The organism is Rhodospirillaceae bacterium (assembly GCA_018660465.1).
Classification (GTDB): domain Bacteria; phylum Pseudomonadota; class Alphaproteobacteria; order Rhodospirillales; family JABJKH01; genus JABJKH01.
In genome coordinates this window covers 17,985-37,742 of record JABJKH010000018.1, presented here as the reverse complement: position 1 = coordinate 37,742, position 19,758 = coordinate 17,985, and the positions used below count along the sequence as shown (strand labels likewise).

The window sequence follows — 19,758 nt, the reverse complement described above, 5'->3', positions numbered from 1 at the left end:
ACACCGATGCCCGATGTTCAAGCCGAGAAATCTAAGCGTCTGGGCCAATGTTTTGTTCGCTGGTTTTTGCTTGGTTTTGGTTGGTTGAATATTGGTTTGGGACTCATTGGAGTCTTCATTCCTGGGCTACCGACAACGGTCTTTATGTTGATCGCTTTGTGGGCATTTTCAAAAAGCTCTGAACGATTTCAAAAGTGGTTGTGGAACCATCCCCGCTTTGGCGCCCCTATTCAAGGTTGGCACCGGCACCGGGTTATATCCAGGCGCGCCAAGGCACTCGCTGTCGGTACAATGTCGGCAAGCTTTCTATTTATTTTGTTTTTCGTTGCGGAAGACTGGATGCTGCCCAGTATTATGGCCGGTATTATGGTTCCCGTGGCCCTATATTTGATAACCCGTGCCAGTGAAGCGCCAGAATTTGAGTCTGAATACGATTCTGGGCAAAGCTCATCCCCCGCCGGGACGGTTCAATACTCTCGTAAGAGCACGTTTTCTCAATTAAATGATATCTGAAGGTTCTGTTAATCAAACAGGGCGTCGATGTCATCCTGACTAACACCGGAGCCATCTGTGGAAGGACCATGCAAGAGATCTTGGTCCGGCCGGGCGTCATCTGGAGCGTTGGCAATCAGCGCACCATCGGCCGTTCCCTCTGTGATACCCCAGACCTTAATCAAAGCATCAATATGATCTTCGATATAGCGAAGCGTATTTACGACTTTGTTGATCCGTTGTCCCGTTAAGTCTTGGAACCCACAGGCCATCAAAATGTTCATGCCCTCCATCTCAATAGCATCGAGATTTTTATCCAAGTTCTCAACGGATTCTATGGCGTGTTCTGCGCGAATAGCATCGACCGCCGTCTGCAAGTCTTCAGCTGCTTTTAGAATATCAGATGTCGCTGCCGCCGTCGCATCCACCACAGCATCTAATTCTCCAGTCGCTGCGGTAATTTGATCTGTCTCGGTTTCGTTTTTCGGTTTTAAAGCTGCAATTTCGGATTTAGTCGTCGAGATATGGGTCATTATGCCCTGAAGTTCTTCACGAAGATCCGTAACGGAGAATTCTTCAATATCATCCGGCGCAACGGCCTGTTCACTCAACGCGTCAATTCGCGCGTAGGCTTCTTTAAAGCCAGCGTTAATTGTTGCGTTTACAGATCTGAGAGCAGAGAAAATTTCTGAATTGGAAATTTCCGGCCCATTCTCGTTTCGTTGCTTCGCTAATTTCCGTTCAGCGGCAAACTTTTTGACCGAATTTGCCATTAGAAAGCACCTAAAACAGATTCCATCTTACTTTTAAGGGTTTCCGCATTAAACGGCTTCACAATGTAGTTAGATACCCCCGCTTCCTTTGCGGCGATAACGTTTTCAGATTTACTCTCGGCCGTTACCATAATGAACGGTAGGTGTTTTAATCCATCATCGTCTCTAACTTGACGTAAGAGTTCGATGCCTGTCATGGGCTCCATATTCCAGTCAGAAATCACGAAGTCAAAACTTCCGTCTTTAAGCTTTTGAAGTGCTTCAGACCCATCCAGTGCGGTATCAACATTATTGAACCCAAGCTGCTTCAATAAGTTCGTTAATATCCGCAACATGGTGGCATAATCATCCACCACGAGGATATTCATATCCATATTAACTGCCACGGCGTAACCTCCTGTATTAAATGGCCGTACCTAAAATTATTACGCAAGCTACTTTACAATTATAACTCACGCGCTACTCACTCAGTTTCTAGTGGGATAAAAATGCCCCTGAGACATATGGTAGTCACTCCGCTAAATTGCTACCACCTTTTTCCCACCGAAGAAATTAATAAATTTCGGTAATTTAAAAACTGAAACTATTATACCCTCCCCGAAGATTAAAGCACCTCTTCAACTACTTTTACCAAATCAGGAGGGGTAAACGGTTTTGCCAGCGTTTTTAACGCCCCAATATTCTTCGCATGCTTGAAATGTCTATCGGGTGGTCTCGATCCACCGCCCGAAATCACAATGATTTTAGTATTAGGCTCAATCGTAAGTATCTCTTCAATCGTTTCAAAACCATCCTGATTGGGCATAACGATGTCACTGATTACGATGTCGGGGTCTGTCTTTCGAAACGCAGAGACACCTAAGATGCCGTCCGCTGCTTCAAATATCTCGTGCCCTTCTTTGATTAAGACGCGCTTAACCAAATTACGAACTTCATCGTCATCTTCAATGATCAATATTTTAGTCATGACTTAACTGATGCGAGTTTCCCAATGTCTGAGAGGAAGTATATATGAGGTATGTTTGAGAAAAATGTCGGGGAAATTTCAAGATGTTTCAATTTATTCATGTATCTGTAAATTTAGGAAAATAGACCTAAATAAGTGCTAATAATTCCTAATTATTAGGTTGAGATAATTGCTCTTGTTTAATTCTGTCCAAGTACGCGCCAAATTGCCGCGCTCAAATCACGAGGGCGCATAGGTTTCATAATCGACTCACGAATACCCGCCTCCAGCATATCTTGTTCGCTTATGACTTCACTGAATCCACTAATTAATATAACCGGCATACCAGGACGTATGGTGGCAATTTCATTTGCTAATTGGATTCCGTCTAGGTTGGGCATGGTGAAATCTGTAATCGCGATATCGTATGCTATTGGATCTGATTGAAAATCTTCCAATGCGTCGCGGCTGTTTAACCAAAGCGTGACCTCATACCCGAGCCTTTCGAGCATTTGTTTTGCCATAAGGCAGATTTCTTCTTCGTCGTCGACAAACAGAACTCGCCCCTTGCCGACTTTGGCAATTTCATCGCCAGAGGATTCTGGTTCAATGGCTAATTCGGCCGTGGGTAGAAATATTTCGAATTTGGTACCTTTGCCCAATTCACTTTCTACAGTGATTTGACCTTTGTGATTGATGATGATGCCATGGGCCACGGAAAGCCCCATGCCTGTACCCTTTCCACTGCGGGTCGTGAAGAACGGCTCGAAGGCACGTTGTATAATTGCGTTATCCATTCCGCATCCGGTGTCCTTAACACTCAGGCGAATGTGCTCGCCTGGTGCCAAAAGTAGGTTTTTGTTCGCCTTTTCAGAGCCAACGTTAATTACATCCAGATTGACCTCAAGAATTCCCCCATCCGGTTCCATAGCAATGGCTGAATTGGTGCAAAGGTTCATGAGCACCTGGTGGATTTGAGATGGGTCGGCAAGGGTAGCTGGGCATGTCGGATTAATATCGTATTTAATTTGAATATTAGGAGACAAGGAGCCTCTCAGTAGATTCAAAACCTCATGAACAATGATTGGAAGTTTAATCGGCTTTAATTCTTGTTCGTCCAGCCGGCTGAACGTCAGTATTTGTTCCACAAGATTTTTACAGCGCTGCGCTGCTTTTAAAACGTGGTTCAAATCTTCATATGTTTGGCTATCTTTACCTACGTCATCCAAGGCCATGTGTAAGTAACCAAAAATTGGCGTCAGGATATTATTGAAGTCATGGGCAATACCGCCGGCCAAAGTGCCAATGGTCTCCATTTTCTGAGAATGCCGGATTTTTACTTCCATTTGCTTGTGCTCGGCTTCTGCTTGGAGCCGGCTCGTCACGTCACGGGCAACAATTATAACATGGGAGGCTTCGTGCTTCCCCGTTGAGGTCGCCGAAATATCCATATCCAACTTTCGCCCATTGGAATGAAGAAATTGTACGATCGTACGACCGTGACCTGCGAGAACTTCGCGCAAATCATGTTCCGAATCTCTTAGAAAGTCGGGGTGGATTAGGTTTGAAAAAGGCTGCCCAATGATCCCGTCCGAATTTTCAATGCCCAAGATGGAAATACCGGCAGAATTTATTTTTTTTATGATCTCGTTTTCACATTCACATATTAGATCGGGTGCCAATTCAACAAGGCTATGATATTCGTCGTCCTGGCGTTGTATGGCCGCCTGAAGCCGAGATAAATCGATCATGTTATCCACAAATTCCAGCAACATATTTCCGGAATCGTGAATATCCGTAATGTATTCGTTTAGCTTTTCGGGATTAGTCTCGCCAATATTTCCTGATAAAATAAGCTCGGAAAAACCTATAATATTATTAAGCGGTGTTCGTAGTTCATGGCCCATACGGGCAATCAACCGCTCGTTTGCCCGCTTTAAACTACGGGCCTCCTCTCTCGCAATTTTTGCTTCTAACTCTGTTTGTGCGTGATCGTTAATTCCCTTTCTATATTTTTCTGCTTCATCTCTTATCTGTTGTTTTAAACCTTTTTCGATTTTCTCAAGAGCCTCCACTCGCTGCACTTCCAATGATAATAGGAATGCAGCGGACCATAATAAGAAAACTGCGATCAATCTTTCGGATATAATCGGGGGAGCCTGGAGCGAAAGCATTCCGAGGAAAATCAATATGGATCCAAGCGACGCTAAAATGAGATAAATGTGTCGATGTTTGATCCAAACACCAGCAAACAGGATGCTTATATAAACCAAACTTGAGTAGTCCCCAAACGCCCGCTCCATATCAATAGCAAACGATAGAACGGAGAATAGGAGAACAATTGCAAGGCGCGCTCTCTTACTGAACTGGTTTTCTAGCATCATCAAACCACAGAATACCTTCAAATTTTGGAGATTATAGTATTAAGCCTAATTTACACGCCATTGAGGCTGATCCAATCAGAAAATATATTGTAACAAATAAAAACAATTTGGACATATTTCTGAAACATGGACCGGGTAGATTGGTTCTCAGAGATCGGGAGATACAGGTTTATCCTAAAATCCCGATTGAGCTTGAAAGTGCAATGCTAGAAAGCTCGGGCCATCCCCCCTCCCCCCCCCCCAAGGCTGGATGGCCACATAAGTTAAAGACTCGAAAGCCTCCCTGTTGAACTTACCGAGCTGGAAACGGCTCGGTAAGTCTTTCGAGGGTTTTTGAGTGATCTGAGTAAACCTAGACTTGTTGCATAGGCCATGGAATCCTCCGTGATCCTGCCGCGCGTCTCCAGTCCTTACTTAACCCCTGATACATGGCGTTTTCCCTACGACATTGCCTGAAAATTTGGGGTTATATTACTCCCTTTCTTTATATGCCTTTTGTTATGCCAACCATGGCTTTAGCGCAATTCGTACGCCTTCTTACATAGTATTAATGCCCTTCTGGACAGCTAGTTATTTCAAAAATAAAAGACGATGATAAGTATCTGTAAAATTGTGAATGAATTAACTAACAATGGGAAACGTCATCATTAATCACTAGTAGGGAACGTATCATGCTTAGAAAAAGTCCAGTCCATGCCAAAATGCAGGGGCAGATGCTAGAGAACATGCCGGTCAACATCATGATGTTGGATATCCGGGATTTCCGCATTACTTACATGAACAAAACCAGCGAAGATACCTTAAGAGGTCTCCAACATCTGTTGCCGTGCAAGCTCGATGAATTGGTAGGGCAATGTGTTGATATTTTCCACAAAAACCCTGCACACCAACGTAAAATGATAGAGGATCCCAATAACTTGCCGCACAATGCAGTTATTCAGCTTGGCGACGAATACCTCGACTTGCTTGTGACGGAGATGCGGGATAATTCTGGGAACTATGTCTCTGCAATGCTGACCTGGAGCGTAGTTACCGATAAAGTTAAATCGGACGAGGATAGTAATCGGCAACTTCAGGTAATTGATCAAATTCCCGTTGGAGTGATGTTGGCTGATCCAGAAAGCTTGAAAGTTACATATATTAATGAGTTTACCAAAACGACGCTACGGTCGCTTGAACATCTCATGCCATGCACGGTGGACACCCTGATTGGGCAATGCATTGATATCTTCCACAAAAATCCCCAGCACCAGCGGCAAATGCTGAAAGACCCGGCCAACCTCCCGCATACGGCTAAAATAACTCTTGGCGATGAAACTCTAGATCTTCGGGTTTCAGCCATCACAGGTGCAGATGGCAGCTATGAAGGAATTCTGTTGGTCTGGAGCGTCATTACTGGCCAAGTCAAAATGGCCGACGACTTTGAAGCCAATGTTAAGTCGGTTGTTGAAACCCTGGCAGCCGCTGCGACTGAAATGCAAGCAACCTCAGAATCCATGGCGGCAACGGCGGAGGAAACCACCAATCAGGCGAGCACCGTTGCAGCGGCTACAGAACAGCTGAGCGCCTCAGTGAATGAGATCTCCTCGCAGGTATCAGTTTCAGCATCTGCAGCATCAAATGCAGTTCAAGAAGCCGAACGTTCAAACGAAATGGTTCAAGGTCTGGCCGATGCGGCTGACAAGATTGGACAAGTGGTGAACCTAATTAAAGACGTCGCTGATCAGACCAACCTTCTGGCCTTGAATGCAACCATTGAAGCAGCTCGCGCCGGTGATGCGGGTAAAGGCTTTGCGGTGGTTGCATCTGAAGTTAAGAACTTGGCCAATCAAACCGCCAAGGCAACCGAGGAAATCGCGGCCCAGATCGGATCGATCCAGGGGGCAACAAGAGAATCGGTGGCAGCCATTCAGACGATCAGTAAAACCATCAACGAGATCAGCGAAATTCAAACAACGATCTCATCTGCGGTGGAAGAACAAAGTGCCTCCACCCAAGAAGTGAACATCACAATTAATGGCGTTAGCCAAGCCTCACAAGAAACCGGGATCGCCGCGACCAATGTTCTCGAGTCGGCAGGTGATCTAGCTAAGCAAGGCGAAATCTTGGCCCAAGAAGTGGAGAAATTCTTGGCCGAAGTCCGCGCGGCGTAATATTGCGGGCGGGGTTACCCCGGGGCCTGCAAACACAATGACTGTGGTGGCAGGCCCCGGATTTACTTTTAGACTAGATTTTGATTGGTGGAATAAATCGCGGTGTCCTATCGATTAAGACTCTCCGTTCTTCTCTGTGTTATGGCAGGCGTAGCCTTATCCGTAGCGGCCTTGGCAATTTGGGTAATGTATAATGCCAATTTAGAACACACGAGAGGCACCAATTTAAGCAATACCGATATTCGTGAATCTTTCTTTGTGGCAATTCAAATTACAATTTTTGGAGCGACCGCTCTTATCCTTTTAGGCGTTCTTCTTTTTCGCTTTGTCAGCACGCCGATATCTCAACAGCTTCAAGAAACCATCAATAGGCTGGCTATTGCTCAGCGGATCGCACAGATGGGAAATTGGGAACGGAACCTATCCACCGGAGAGATTTGGTGGTCCGATGAAATGTATAGAATTTTCGGGGCCGAGAACGGGGAATTTACAGGATCTCTCGACTCGTTTCTAGCCTTTGTTCATCCGGAAGATCTGTTCAAATTGAAACAAGTCATCACAAACGCGGTCGAAACCAAGAAACCTTATTTCCTCGAGTACCGGTTGATTAGAACAGATGGTGAAGAGCGCCGAGTTCAGACACGTGGGGCCGTCGAAGTGAATAAGGACGGTTTTCCCATCAACCTGTCTGGGACGGTACAAGATATAACCGAATTGAAATCTGTCGAGGGGGCCTTGCAGGCGAGTGAAGAACGATTCCGCGACTTTACGGCGGCCTCTTCGGACTGGTACTGGGAAATGGATTCGGATTTTAAATTCATTTACTTCTCTGAGAAATTCTACGAAACGACGGGTTTGACGCCTGATGAAAGGATTGGGACGTTCCGTGATAAGTATTCAAATCCTCGGGATTTGTTCGATGAAAGTCGAACATGGGCCCGCCACCATGCAGATTTGCAAGAGCATAAACCGTTTAAGGATTTTGAATACGAATCCCATCTCCCCAATGGCCGAACCCTTATTACTCAAACGAGTGGCATTCCTATTTTTGACGCGGACGGTGTCTTCATTGGATACCGTGGAACGGCACGCAATATTTCTAATCAAAAACGGACGCTATATTTGTTGCAAGACGCCGTTGAAAGTATCCCAAACGGATTTGCTCTTTATGATTCGGACGATCGATTGGCATTGTATAATGGAAAATATATTTCAGACCGACCGGGAGTCGAAAAAGTTATTTGTATTGGGGAGACATTTGAAGAGCATATTCGGAAACTTTCAAAATTAGGCATTAGAAACAAGAATAGCGAAATTTCAATTCCGATTGAAGAACGTATTAAACGCCATCAAAACCCGACCGAGCCATGGACATCCCCGCAGCCTGATGGTCGGGTCATGCAGATTGATGAATTTAAAACCGCCAGCGGCGGGACGGCTGTGATCCGAACAGACGTTACCAAGTTAGCTAGAACGGAACAGGCGCTTCGTACGTCGCGGGACCAGTTGGAGCAAAGGGTCGAAGCCCGGACAATTTACCTGCGCAAGGAAATTCGCGAAAGGAAAAGGATGGAGAAGCAGCTGCGCGATGCCGTCGCGGCAGAAGAATCAGCGCACCAAGCCAAGTCGCGGTTCCTTGCTTCGGCCAGTCATGATGTGCGGCAACCACTCCACGCGTTAGGATTATTCTTGTCGGTTTTGGATGACAACAGGAAAAACAAAACCGAGATAGACGACGAAAAAGCAGGTGAACTCATTTCCCGTATGCAAGGTTCCCTCGAAGCACTCGAACACTTGTTCGAAGCGTTGTCTGACATTTCTAAACTTGATTCCGGACTTACTCGTCCTGATCCAATGAAATTTTCCGTTTCCAGCTTGCTGAACCACTTAGCAGTTGAATTTAAGCCTCAGGCCCGTGCGAAGGGGCTTGATTTCCGCTTTGTTGACGCGGACCAATCGGTGTTGACCGACGAGAAACTGCTCGAACAAATTTTGCGTAACTTACTTGCCAATGCAATTCGCTTTACCGACCAGGGTCGAATTCTTTTTGGAGCCAGGCGCAGCCATGGAAATTTGTTATTAGAAGTACATGATACTGGGATCGGAATCGATGCGGATCAATTAACGTCTATTTTCGAAGAATTCTATCAAATAGATAACGCAGAGCGGGATCGAAAAAAGGGTTTGGGGCTTGGGCTCGCATATGTTGAGAAGGCCGCCAAGATTTTGGACCTTAAACTCACTATAAATTCTACAAAAGAAAAAGGATCACGCTTTGTCATAGAAGTTCCGTTGGTTAAATTCACGGCACAGCATCAGGCAAAGTCCGTCAATTCAATTGAACCACCAGCACTTGATGGTAAAAATAAAACCATAATTGTAATTGACGATGACCGGGATGTGTTAAGCGGTCTGAAGCTTCGCCTGGATGCGTGGAACTACAACGCTTTAATTGCTAGGTCGGCGGACGAGGCAAAAAGAATTATTCAAGATGAAAAAGTTATTCCTGATCTCATTCTTTCTGATTTGAGATTGGAAAATGGATTGGATGGCGTACATGCCATCCACGCCGTCAGGGCGGCAACTCGCCAAAATGTTCCTGGGTATATATTGACGGGGGACACGGCCCCAGAATTTCTTAAGATCACTGAAAACACTGGGTTTACGGTGCTACACAAACCCGTTAGAGCTGAAAAATTAGCACAGATACTTCAGGACGCTTTTAACGAGGCTGACAGCCACGTTTCATAAGCCTCTTCTAACATCAGAGTGAGTATTATTTCTTAAGTATGCCCAGTTCCGTAGCCTTAATGACAGCTTTCGTCCGGTTGTTAACTTCTAGGGCTTTCATCAGTGCAGTAACATGTAATTTAACAGTACCCTCAGACAAAGTTAGGCGGCTTCCAATTTCCTTATTGGAGAGGCCGTGGGCTAACAGATCTAAAACTTCACGTTGACGCGGTGTCAAGTGGGCAGAAGAATTAGCATCTGCATTTTCAGCCTCCTGCAAAAGTGCAAGTGGCAGATAGACACCTCCTGATAACACCAGTTTTAACGCACCGACAAGGACACTGCTTGAAAGTGTCTTTGGGATATAACCAGCCGCACCACTATCCATGGCACGTAAAACGTCTTCCCGACTGTCGGATGCGGATACGACGACAATCGGCTTGCTGCCAATTGATTCTTTGACTGTTTTAAGACCTTGGAAGCTATCCATGCCCGGCATGTTGAGGTCAATGAGGGCGAGGTCAAAATCGTCCGTGTCTTGGACCAACTGGATGGCCGTTGTGAAATCTTCTGCCTCGACGATATCAACATCATCGTCGAGCATATCCATTACGTGACGTAGGCCTTCACGAAATAATGTGTGATCATCTGCAAGTAGAATTTTCATGGGTATACCCTAATAAAGTAGACCATTTATCATAACAATGCGCCACAAACGCGAACTTATTCAAATTCAGTTGTAGCCTCGCCAGACATTAGCATTGTTTTTTAAAAGGTCGTCAAATGTTATAAAAATTTATTACCATTAATGCACTAAATAATGGAATTTTTGAATTTCTGCAGAGACCTTAGTATAACTAAATTATGCCTTTTGTTATAGACTAATAAATCTTGGAGTGCAAATAACCGTTGTAAAATAAACGGAAATTTTGATTTGATTCGGCGGCGCTGAATTCCATAATTCAGCCGTAATTCCATAAGATAACTGTATTCTCGTAGTATGACTTTTGAGTTCTAATAAATGGCAAGGCAAGCTAACGGGTGTCTGAACTATAATGACGGAGAATGGTGCCGCCGCACAGAATTGAACTGTGGACCTCGTCATTACCAATGACGCGCTCTACCCCTGAGCTACGGCGGCACGAGTGGGAAGCGGGCGCAACATGCCATAGGGTTCCAGGCGAGGCAAGCATACCTTGACGGCCCAGCGTGCGCGGCGCTACATGGCCCTGAATTTTTATGGAAAGGTGGCGTTTGTGGCGCAAAAGGACACGATTGAAACGGACCATGATCCGGCGAATATAAAAAAAGCGGCGAAAGAAGAAAGGCGTTTGCGTCTCGCTGATGCCTTGCGCAATAATTTACAAAAGCGCAAACAACAAGCCCGCAGTCGCCCGGCTCTTTCGCCAAAGGTACCCACACCAAAAAATTCGGCAGACTCCGAAGAATAATTTCGTAAAAGGAATAATAATGGATCAAATTCGAATTCGGGGCGGCAATGTCCTTAAGGGCGATATTCGTATCGGTGGTGCCAAGAATGCGGCACTTCCTTTAATGGCGGCCAGTTTGCTGACAGATAAGGGACTAACACTATCTAACCTGCCTCATCTGGCCGATATATCGACCATGGCGCACCTATTGTCTGAACTGGGTGCTGAGATCAATATGAACGGTGAAGCGCCAGGGGCGGGCTATGACGGGCGCACCTTCCAGATTGTTGTGAGTGATATTTCGAACACCACGGCACCTTATGACTTGGTCCGAAAAATGCGCGCTTCGATACTGGTGCTTGGGCCTTTACTGGCGCGCTGTGGCCGGGCTCGGGTTTCGCTTCCTGGTGGCTGTGCCATTGGCACTCGGCCTGTCGACCTCCACCTTAAGGCCCTCACCCAATTGGGCGCAGAAATCGAACTGGCGGAAGGTTATATCTCTGCCGCCGCACCAAAGGGCCTGAAAGGGGCACACGTCGTATTCCCCTCTGTCACCGTCGGGGGAACGGAAAACCTGTTAATGGCGGCGACACTGGCGGAGGGTGAAACCGTGTTGGCCAATGCCGCCCGCGAACCAGAAGTTGCTGATCTTTCCAACTGCCTCAATGCAATGGGTGCTAAAATTGAAGGTATCGGAACCGATACGCTCAAGATTACCGGCGTAGATCGCCTTCACGAAGCGAACTACGAAGTGCTGCCGGATCGAATTGAGACCGGCAGCTATGCGGTCGCTGTGGCGCTAACCGGTGGCGACGTGAAGTTGCTGGGAACCCGCCTAGAACTGATTGAGACGGTCGTCGACGCGCTAACCCAGGCAGGAGTTGACATTAAAGAAGAAGCAGACGGCATTCGCGTATCGCGGACCAACGGCTCGGTTAAAGGCGTGGATATTATGACGGAACCTTATCCCGGTTTTCCAACCGATATGCAGGCTCAACTCATGGTGTTGATGAGCACGGCCGAAGGGGCATCAATGATTACCGAATCAATTTTCGAAAACCGCTTCATGCATGTGCCGGAACTCTGCCGCATGGGGGCCGATATTAACGTTCACGGGGCTTCGGCAATTGTCCGAGGCGTTCCGCGCTTATCTGGTGCTCCGGTCATGGCGACGGACCTACGCGCCTCTGTGTCTCTGGCGCTCGCTGGCCTTGCGGCAGAAGGCGAAACCATCATCAACCGGGTCTATCACCTAGACCGCGGCTACGAACGCTTGGAAGAAAAACTGGCGGCCTGTGGCGCGGATATCGAACGGATTAAAGGGTAAGAGGTGAATAACCCTTGACCAGAGGTCCAGCGAGGTGTTTTAAACCTACCACCCGAACCAACAGACCTAGGCAAAATGGCTAAGGAAGAACTACTAGAGTTTACCGGCACGGTGATTGAAAAATTGCCTAACGCGATGTTCTTGGTCCGTCTTGAAAACGACCACGAGATTATCGCGCGAATTGCAGGGAAAATGCGCAAGTTCCGCATCCGTGTGCTTGCCGGGGATAAGGTCGATGTCGAGATGACTCCTTACGACCTATCCAAAGGCCGCATTACTTTCCGGCATAAATAACTTTTCAATTTAATTGAATTTAAGCTTTAGAGCGCGTCGTGGCTCAGGATGCCTTCCCGCTATCTGATGTTGCCATCGTGCGGACGTGATCCGAGAGTATTCTGAGAAGCCCCCTGACGAATGGGTCAATCGCTGATATTTTTTTGTCTACGAATTCCCGCGGAATAGCCTTCACCACAACGACACCAACTGCGCGGGCAGAGGCCATGCGCGGTGCGTCGTCAATCAAGGCCATCTCACCGAACATTTCACCCTTGCCGATGGTTGCAATAATTTTCTCACCATTGGCGGTCTTCTTGACGATTTCCACGGTTCCGGATTCGATGATAAAGGCGTGTTCGCCCCATTCCTCTTCCCGGAAAATATGGTGTTTATTCTTGATTTCTCTGGTCTTAATACCGGTACTCGGGCGCGTAACATTTCCGCGCTGGGGCGTTCGAATAACGTTTCGGTTGTTTACCAGCCCGCAAGTGCCGTTTCCGGAGCGGGGCGATGACTGTACGTTTTGAATTTTAACCTCCAAAATTTGGGTTTAAATGTTCTATCGTTAAATGATAGTCCCACAATTTATGTTATTGGGTCAGTGATGGGTATCACATATATCTAGATGCTTTGTAATTCGGTAGGTTATAAAATATGGACCAACCTAAAAAACCAACATTGGCCGAATTTGGCCTGACTGAGAGAGATCTTGGTAAAGTGCCCCAACTGTTGGCCGAGCGCATCGACCGTGTCGCCGTGTCACGAATTGGCGTTGGGACTGCTACCGTTATCGGCGCTTTGTCTGTCTGGGGGATTTACGAAAAAACCGGATCGTTTTTAAGCGGCGCATTCTTTGGGGTGCTAATTGGCTTCGTGGTGTTTCTGCTTGCCAGTTCTGTCGTTGCTTATTGTATAGAGCTTAGCCTCTTGGCCGCTTCATTTTTGCAGGGAGTGGTAATCTCTCTCTTCAATAAACGAGCAGGCAAGGTCTACCGCTATCAGTCGGCGTTGAGATCTTATGGGAGAGAAAACAGGAAATATCGGAGTTGGTTAATCCAGAAAGGAGAACGCACATAACACCGCCCTTCGGAGTTAAGCCCCGAACATACAAAGCCACATGCCCTCAGGATTAAGAAAATCCTGTGGTTTTCTTCGAACAGTTAGAAAAGTGCCCCAGGCTAATCTTTAAGCACTAGGTTTTCAGCCGAACTTCTCCCTCTATCCCCTGGAACGAGCTCAAACTCAACCTTTTGACCTTCGCGTAAGGTTTCGAGCCCGGCCCGTTGGACGGCCGAGATATGCACGAAAGCGTCCTTTTCCCCTGACTCTGGTTCAATGAAGCCATAACCCTTGGCCATGTTGAACCACTTCACAGTACCGGTAGTCATTTTCTTCGTCTCTTTTTTTCAGCCTCAATGCTGAATCAATACCACGATTCTCAAAAAAAATGTGAAAAATGTTCACTAAAAGCCGCAAATTTAGAATTCTTCCAAATTACTCAAGATTTAACAGAATGAGCTGTTCATAGTTAATTGAGCTTTTGACTGTACACATTTACTTCTCTATTAATGCCGCCTTCTCTTAGATTGACTGCGAAATTGCCCATGTCTGCGAACGAAAAATTAGTATTGGCACTGCCCAAGGGGCGTATCCTTAAAGAGGTTATGCCCTTGGTACGTAAAGCTGGAATCGAACCCGAAGCTGCCTTCGACGATGATAGTGCGCGTCAGCTTCGCTTTGCGACCAACTGTGAAAATGTGGAGATTATTCGTGTCCGCAGTTTTGATGTTGCGACCTTTGTGGCCTTCGGCGCGGCACACTTGGGCGTTGTCGGAACAGACGTGTTGATGGAATTCGACTATCCGGAGATCTATGCGCCCTTGGATTTAGACATTGGTCATTGCTATGTCGCCGTGGCGGAGCCTAAGGACATGGTTGGTGCCGATGATCCGTCGACCTGGAGCCATGTCAGGGTCGCGACAAAGTACCCGGAGATCACCCGCAAATACTTCGCCGCACGGGGCGTGCAGGCTGAATGCATTAAGCTTGCAGGCGCGCTTGAATTGGCACCGGGTCTCGGGCTTTGTCGGCGCATTGTCGATCTGGTCTCAACCGGTTCAACGCTGAAGGCAAACGGTCTGGTCGAAGTCGAACGTATTGCCGACATCACATCCCGCTTGGCGGTCAACCGCGCGGCCTGGAAAACCCGTCCGGATGAGGTCGGGCATTGGATCAATCAATTCCGTGAGGCCGTCAATGGCGCAGCGTCTTGATGCACGCGATACGGATTTTGACGCCCAGTTTCAGGGGTTGTTGTCCGTTAAGCGCGAAAATGAACCAGACGTTCAATCGACCGTCAGCGAGATTCTTGCCGACGTAAAAGCGCGGGACGATGCGGCCGTGATCGACCACACCCGTCGATTGGATAAGTTTGATCTGACCGCTGAGACCATGCGGTTCACATCTCAAGAGATCGTATCCGCGGTTGAAAATTGTAACGCCGAAGAGGTCGAGGCCTTGAAGCTTGCCGCGGCGCGGATCATGGCATTTCACGAAAAACAAATTCCAGAAGATTTACGCTACACGGATGATGTTGGTGTGGAGTTAGGCTATCGTTGGACGGCCCTGGAGGCTGTTGGACTTTATGTGCCTGGTGGCACCGCGTCGTATCCATCATCTGTTTTAATGAACGCGGTGCCCGCAAAAGTCGCTGGCGTTCGGCGTGTGGTCATGGTGGTGCCGACCCCGGGCGGTGTAATCAATCCATTGGTATTGGCCGCGGCTCACATTGCCGGAATTGACGAGGTCTATAAGATTGGCGGCGCCCAAGCCGTGGGCGCGCTCGCCTATGGGACCGAGACGATTACACCGGTCGATAAAATTGTCGGACCTGGCAATGCCTACGTGGCAGCAGCGAAGCGCCAGGTATTCGGCACAGTCGGGATTGACATGATCGCCGGCCCTTCGGAAATTCTGGTGGTGGCCGATGGTGAAAATGATCCTGCTTGGATTGCAGCAGATCTTTTGTCACAGGCTGAACATGATACGGCGGCGCAGTCTGTTCTGATCACTGACGATGCGTCGTTCGCTGATGCGGTGGAGCAGGCGGTAGAGGCCCATCTGACCACCTTACCCCGCGCCAAAATTGCACGTGAAAGCTGGGATACTTTTGGGGCTGTAGTCGTGGTAAATAATCTGACCGATGCATGTCCCTTGGTAGACAGAATTGCACCTGAGCATTTGGAATTGGCTGTGGCCGATCCAGAGGGAATGTTAAGCAATATTCGGAACGCTGGCGCCGTGTTCCTGGGACGTCACACCCCAGAAGCATTAGGCGACTACATGGCGGGACCTAATCACGTGTTACCGACAGCCGGGAGTGCGCGGTTTTCATCTGGGCTCGGTGTTTTAGATTTTCTCAAGCGGAGCACATTGATCGGCGCATCCCCCGAAAGCCTGGCGACGCTTGGGCCATCTGTTGAGACGCTGGCAAAAGCCGAAGGCTTAGACGCGCACGGGCTTTCTGTTTCCATCAGACTCAATCGGCGGACCGGTGGGTAGGGCGTCGTGACAAAAGACCCGCGCATCGTTGGCTTGGTTCTCGATGAGCGCAATGTCGTGCGGCGCAGTGCGCAGGTTGAAAATGATCGCAAAATTGCGATTTATGACATCTTGGATGAAAACTGTTTCGACGTCGTCGGTGACTTCGAAGGCCCGTTCAATTTACGTCTGAGCGTTGAAGATAACCGGCTAATTTTTGATGTTCAGGATTCATCAGAAGAGCCGTTGGTAAAATTTACGCTTCCCCTTACCACGTTTCGGTCTGTCGTTCGCGACTATTTCATGATCTGTGAAAGTTATAATGAAGCCATCAAAATGGGCAGCCCGTCGAAGATCGAAGCCATCGATATGGGGCGGCGGGGCTTGCACAACGAAGGCAGCGAACTGCTGGCCAGCCGCCTTGCCGACAAAGTCAAAGTTGATACGCAAACGGCCCGCCGTCTGTTCACCCTTATCTGTGTTCTTCACATTCGGACGTAGGGCATGAATAAGAATCCCTCCGCTGTTCTGTTCTCTTGTACTTGGAATGCTGTCCGCTCACCCATGGCTGAAGGCCTGTTAAAAAAAATGCTTGGCCATAAAGTTTATGTTGATTCCGTCGGCGCAAAGAAAATGGATGTGGACGGTTTCGCCATTGCTGTGATGAAGGAAATCGATGTTGATATTAGCAATCACCAGCCGAAATCCTTCGACGATCTGCATGATACCTCCTACGATCTCATCATTACCCTGTCACCGGAAGCCCAGCATAAAGCCATGGAATTGACCCGAACAATGCATTGCGATGTAGAATTCTGGCATACCTTTGATCCTTCAATTGTCGAAGGATCACGGGACAACAGGCTCGCAGCCTATCGTCGAATTCGCCATCAGTTGATGCAGCAGATCATAAACCGCTTCCCGACCGATGCTGCCGCTGACCTTTTAGAAAAGGTATAAGATGGTGGCCTGCACTCAACCCAAACTAATCTTGGCGTCAGCGTCTCCACGTCGGCTGGACCTGCTAAAACAAATTAACGTAATGCCTGACGACGTCGTTCCCGCAGATGTGGATGAAACGCCGAAACTCCGGGAACTGCCGACGCATCTTGCAAAAAGACTGGCGAAGTTGAAGGCGCTAGATATAGCTGAAAAATTTCCCGGCGCATTGGTTCTGGGTGCCGACACGGTGGTTGCCTGTGGCCGTCGCATATTGGGCAAGGCAAGTGATGAAGCCGAAGCGCGGAAATTTCTCAACCTACTCTCAGGCCGTCGTCATCGGGTGCATGGAGGCATTACCCTGGTGGATCGTGACGGAACCCCGCGAACCCGCTTGGTGACGACTGCCGTGGTTTTAAAAGTCCTCAGTGAACAAGAAATCAATGGCTACATCGAAAGTGGCGAATGGCAAGGCAAGGCAGGTGCCTACGCCATTCAGGGATTGGCAGGGGCTTTTATTCGAAAGATCATCGGCTCCTATAGCAACGTTGTCGGTCTGTCCCTGTTGGAGACGACAGGGCTGTTACAAGGGGCGGGCTATTCTATTGCGCAGGGCCCAAATGACTGACGACGTTATCCTGATCAATTCTCAGCTCGGTGAAAGCCGCATCGCGGTATTGGAAGACGCTCGTCTTACTGACATCATCATCCGGCGATCTAAAACCGCAGGCATTGTTGGCAATATTTATTTGGGCCGTGTGGAAAAAGTTCTAACCGGGTTGCAGGCGGCGTTTATCGATATTGGATTGGGGCGGTCTGGATTTTTAGGACTCGCTGACGCGCGCTTGGTTGCCAAGCAAAATAACGACGCAGACGATTCAATTGCCGATTACGTGAAAGAAGGCGATGCGGTGCCGGTCCAAGTTACCCGCGAGGCATTTGAAGACAAGGGCGCAAAGCTGTCGCTTAAAATTTCGCTGCCGGGGCATTATATGGTCTTTGCGCCAGGGCAAGCGACAGTGAAAGTTTCGCGCCGGTTGGGCGATGAGGGGGAACGTAAGCGCCTGCAAGGGGTCTTATCGGACCTCTCAGACGAAGCTGATGGGGTCATTGCACGGACTGCGGCAGAGGGGGCTTCTGATCAAGCCTTGGCAAAGGACCTCAGCCACCTTCAGTCTTTATGGAAACAGATTTCTGATCAACGCACGACCGCGCGGCCACCGCTGTTAATGCTGGATCAAGCTGGATCAATTTATCGGGTGCTGGTGGATTTGGGCGGCTTAAGTGCTGATCGTATTGTTGTGGACGATGCAGGGGTCCTCGCCGAAATTAAGCGCGAGGCGGGCACAGGATCAGGATTGGAAAAAAACCTGACACTGCATACCGGAGACGAAGAACTATTTGAAGCCCATGGTGTTGAAGAACAATTGGATGCGGCCCTGTCGGGAACTGTGGCCTTGCCGTCAGGCGGAACGATCCTCATTGATGAAACTCGCGCACTTACAGCTATCGACGTGAACACTGGGGGCGCGCGTTTTGGCTCGCCGGAAGAAACCGCATTTCAGACCAACTTAGAAGCTGCCGACGTCCTTGCCCGAGAAATCCGATTGCGCAATCTGAGTGGTCTTTTGATTGTTGATGCCGTGCCTCTGCGGGCCGAAAAAAATAGGACAAAATTCTTGGCTCGGTTGCGTGAAGCTGTGGCCCGTGACCCGGTGCCCATGCATGTGGTGGGCTTTACCAAGCTCGGCTTGGTAGAGATGACCAGAGAACGTCGGCGTCCTTCACTTTCGACGGTTGTTTGTGGCGACCTCTTGAATGAACGAGCTAAGTCGACTTTGAGCCTCACCTTCGATGCCCTACGCCGGGTGGGTCGGGAATCTCACGCCCACCCCGGTCGGGCCCTGGCCCTAACGGCGGCACCCTTGGTAATTAATATGTTAAGAGGCGATGCCAGTCAGGCGCTAGCGGCTACGGATGAAAAACTTGGTCGCCCCCTCGTGCTGGAAGCTGATCCCACCTTGGCCACCTCAGAATTCCATGTTAGGCCTTTGGTCTAAGGTGAGGGAAAAGTAAAGATGGCACCTGCGGCAGACGGTACGGAAGATATCCCGCTCAAAGGGCTAAAATGCCCAATTTGCGCACGATCCGCGTTGGCCCGCTACCGCCCCTTTTGTTCCAAGCGGTGTGCTGATCAGGACCTCGGAAACTGGCTAACCGGCGAATATAAATTCGCGTCCGACGATGAACCAGACCTGGACGAAGACTATCCTGAAGATATCTAGAAATAGGCACCATTCAACGTGGGCCCAATGCTGGACAGGCCCCATTTTATCTTTTATAAGCTGCCACTCACCAACAGGCACGGCCCCTTCAATAGCTGCCGTTCCAAAATATGCCCAGGTAGCTCAGTTGGTAGAGCAGCGGACTGAAAATCCGCGTGTCGGTGGTTCAAATCCGCCCCTGGGCACCATTTATTATTCAATAAAATCAAATGGTTATGCTGAAAATCTCATTTCGAGACACCTTTTACAAGGTGCGTCTCAAGGTGCGTTAGCAAGTTGCAATAGGGTCCTACTCTCGAGTTTTCGAACCCAGACACCCCACCCCACTTCACGGTAAGTAACATCCATATGCTGCTTACTACACTGTGTTCTGCTCAATCGTTGCGCACAAATTCACGAAATGGGGTTCAAAAATTTATGTAAAATTTTAGGGGCTAATGAACAAAAGTAGGACAAATCTAGGTCTGTTCTATGTTGTTACTC

General features: G+C 48.3%; 21 protein-coding genes and 2 tRNA genes. 15 read left to right on the top strand and 8 right to left on the bottom strand.

Annotated elements, in window-relative coordinates; genetic code table 11:
• The first annotated feature begins 6 nt into the window (after positions 1 to 6).
• Positions 7 to 513 (top strand): YbaN family protein, encoded by a 507-nt coding sequence (locus HOM51_03640; GenBank protein ID MBT5033589.1) that lies wholly within the window; start codon positions 7 to 9, stop codon positions 511 to 513.
• 8 nt (positions 514 to 521) lie between these two features.
• Here the strand turns inward: HOM51_03640 and HOM51_03635 are convergent, their stop codons facing one another.
• The 4 genes from HOM51_03635 to HOM51_03620 form a co-directional block, all read right to left on the bottom strand.
• Positions 522 to 1,265: a hypothetical protein gene (locus HOM51_03635; GenBank protein ID MBT5033588.1), complete on the bottom strand. Its 744-nt coding sequence runs from the start codon at positions 1,263 to 1,265 to the stop codon at positions 522 to 524.
• Complete coding sequence (locus HOM51_03630; protein ID MBT5033587.1) at positions 1,265 to 1,651, bottom strand: response regulator; 387 nt, start codon at positions 1,649 to 1,651, stop codon at positions 1,265 to 1,267. The genes HOM51_03635 and HOM51_03630 overlap by 1 nt, the downstream gene beginning before the upstream one ends.
• Before the next feature lie 218 nt (positions 1,652 to 1,869).
• Positions 1,870 to 2,220 carry a response regulator gene (locus tag HOM51_03625; protein ID MBT5033586.1) on the bottom strand — a complete coding sequence of 117 codons (351 nt, stop codon included), beginning with the start codon at positions 2,218 to 2,220 and terminating at the stop codon, positions 1,870 to 1,872.
• Positions 2,221 to 2,411: 191 nt separating this feature from the next.
• On the bottom strand, positions 2,412 to 4,598 hold the full coding sequence (locus HOM51_03620) for a response regulator (protein MBT5033585.1): 2,187 nt from the start codon (positions 4,596 to 4,598) through the stop codon (positions 2,412 to 2,414).
• A 668-nt stretch (positions 4,599 to 5,266) separates the two neighbouring features.
• Here HOM51_03620 and HOM51_03615 point away from each other — a divergent pair.
• Together HOM51_03615 and HOM51_03610 are read left to right on the top strand one after the other, a co-directional pair.
• Positions 5,267 to 6,748: a PAS domain-containing protein gene (locus tag HOM51_03615; protein MBT5033584.1), complete on the top strand. Its 1,482-nt coding sequence runs from the start codon at positions 5,267 to 5,269 to the stop codon at positions 6,746 to 6,748.
• A gap of 186 nt (positions 6,749 to 6,934) precedes the next feature.
• Complete coding sequence (locus HOM51_03610) at positions 6,935 to 9,499, top strand: PAS domain-containing protein (GenBank protein MBT5033583.1); 2,565 nt, start codon at positions 6,935 to 6,937, stop codon at positions 9,497 to 9,499.
• 25 nt (positions 9,500 to 9,524) lie between these two features.
• Here the strand turns inward: HOM51_03610 and HOM51_03605 are convergent, their stop codons facing one another.
• Entirely contained in the window at positions 9,525 to 10,145 is a 621-nt protein-coding gene (locus HOM51_03605; GenBank protein MBT5033582.1) for a response regulator transcription factor, read from the bottom strand.
• A 399-nt stretch (positions 10,146 to 10,544) separates the two neighbouring features.
• Positions 10,545 to 10,619 (bottom strand) — tRNA-Thr (locus HOM51_03600).
• A gap of 55 nt (positions 10,620 to 10,674) precedes the next feature.
• Between HOM51_03600 and HOM51_03595 the strand changes: the two genes are divergently transcribed.
• The 3 genes from HOM51_03595 to infA all read left to right on the top strand — a co-directional run bounded on the left by HOM51_03595 (position 10,675) and on the right by infA (position 12,529).
• On the top strand, positions 10,675 to 10,929 hold the full coding sequence (locus HOM51_03595; GenBank protein ID MBT5033581.1) for a hypothetical protein: 255 nt from the start codon (positions 10,675 to 10,677) through the stop codon (positions 10,927 to 10,929).
• Between the two features lie 19 nt (positions 10,930 to 10,948).
• Positions 10,949 to 12,235 (top strand): UDP-N-acetylglucosamine 1-carboxyvinyltransferase, encoded by a 1,287-nt coding sequence (gene murA, locus HOM51_03590; protein ID MBT5033580.1) that lies wholly within the window; start codon positions 10,949 to 10,951, stop codon positions 12,233 to 12,235.
• A gap of 75 nt (positions 12,236 to 12,310) precedes the next feature.
• A complete protein-coding gene (infA, locus tag HOM51_03585; protein MBT5033579.1) occupies positions 12,311 to 12,529 on the top strand; it encodes a translation initiation factor IF-1 in 219 nt (72 codons plus the stop codon).
• A gap of 43 nt (positions 12,530 to 12,572) precedes the next feature.
• Here the strand turns inward: infA and HOM51_03580 are convergent, their stop codons facing one another.
• Entirely contained in the window at positions 12,573 to 12,926 is a 354-nt protein-coding gene (locus HOM51_03580) for a cyclic nucleotide-binding domain-containing protein (protein MBT5033578.1), read from the bottom strand.
• Positions 12,927 to 13,165: 239 nt separating this feature from the next.
• On the opposite strand from HOM51_03580, the gene HOM51_03575 reads away from it, so the two are divergent.
• Positions 13,166 to 13,588 carry a hypothetical protein gene (locus tag HOM51_03575; GenBank protein ID MBT5033577.1) on the top strand — a complete coding sequence of 141 codons (423 nt, stop codon included), beginning with the start codon at positions 13,166 to 13,168 and terminating at the stop codon, positions 13,586 to 13,588.
• A 101-nt stretch (positions 13,589 to 13,689) separates the two neighbouring features.
• On the opposite strand, the gene HOM51_03570 is transcribed toward HOM51_03575, so the two are convergent.
• Positions 13,690 to 13,899: a cold-shock protein gene (locus HOM51_03570; protein ID MBT5033576.1), complete on the bottom strand. Its 210-nt coding sequence runs from the start codon at positions 13,897 to 13,899 to the stop codon at positions 13,690 to 13,692.
• Between the two features lie 216 nt (positions 13,900 to 14,115).
• Between HOM51_03570 and HOM51_03565 the strand changes: the two genes are divergently transcribed.
• The 8 genes from HOM51_03565 to HOM51_03530 all read left to right on the top strand — a co-directional run bounded on the left by HOM51_03565 (position 14,116) and on the right by HOM51_03530 (position 19,463).
• A complete protein-coding gene (locus HOM51_03565; GenBank protein ID MBT5033575.1) occupies positions 14,116 to 14,784 on the top strand; it encodes an ATP phosphoribosyltransferase in 669 nt (222 codons plus the stop codon).
• Positions 14,768 to 16,072, top strand: coding sequence for a histidinol dehydrogenase (gene hisD / locus HOM51_03560; protein MBT5033574.1), 1,305 nt, complete (start codon positions 14,768 to 14,770; stop codon positions 16,070 to 16,072). Before HOM51_03565 ends, hisD begins: the two co-directional genes overlap by 17 nt.
• Before the next feature lie 6 nt (positions 16,073 to 16,078).
• Positions 16,079 to 16,552 (top strand): UPF0262 family protein, encoded by a 474-nt coding sequence (locus tag HOM51_03555; protein ID MBT5033573.1) that lies wholly within the window; start codon positions 16,079 to 16,081, stop codon positions 16,550 to 16,552.
• A 3-nt stretch (positions 16,553 to 16,555) separates the two neighbouring features.
• Positions 16,556 to 17,011 carry an arsenate reductase ArsC gene (locus HOM51_03550; GenBank protein ID MBT5033572.1) on the top strand — a complete coding sequence of 152 codons (456 nt, stop codon included), beginning with the start codon at positions 16,556 to 16,558 and terminating at the stop codon, positions 17,009 to 17,011.
• Position 17,012: 1 nt separating this feature from the next.
• The gene (maf, locus tag HOM51_03545; GenBank protein MBT5033571.1) at positions 17,013 to 17,618 is read left to right on the top strand and encodes a septum formation protein Maf; all 606 of its coding nucleotides are present in this window, start codon (positions 17,013 to 17,015) and stop codon (positions 17,616 to 17,618) included.
• On the top strand, positions 17,611 to 19,050 hold the full coding sequence (locus HOM51_03540; protein MBT5033570.1) for an Rne/Rng family ribonuclease: 1,440 nt from the start codon (positions 17,611 to 17,613) through the stop codon (positions 19,048 to 19,050). Before maf ends, HOM51_03540 begins: the two co-directional genes overlap by 8 nt.
• 18 nt (positions 19,051 to 19,068) lie before the next feature.
• On the top strand, positions 19,069 to 19,275 hold the full coding sequence (gene yacG, locus HOM51_03535) for a DNA gyrase inhibitor YacG (GenBank protein ID MBT5033569.1): 207 nt from the start codon (positions 19,069 to 19,071) through the stop codon (positions 19,273 to 19,275).
• 112 nt (positions 19,276 to 19,387) lie between these two features.
• Positions 19,388 to 19,463 (top strand) — tRNA-Phe (locus tag HOM51_03530).
• Positions 19,464 to 19,758: the final 295 nt, after the last annotated feature.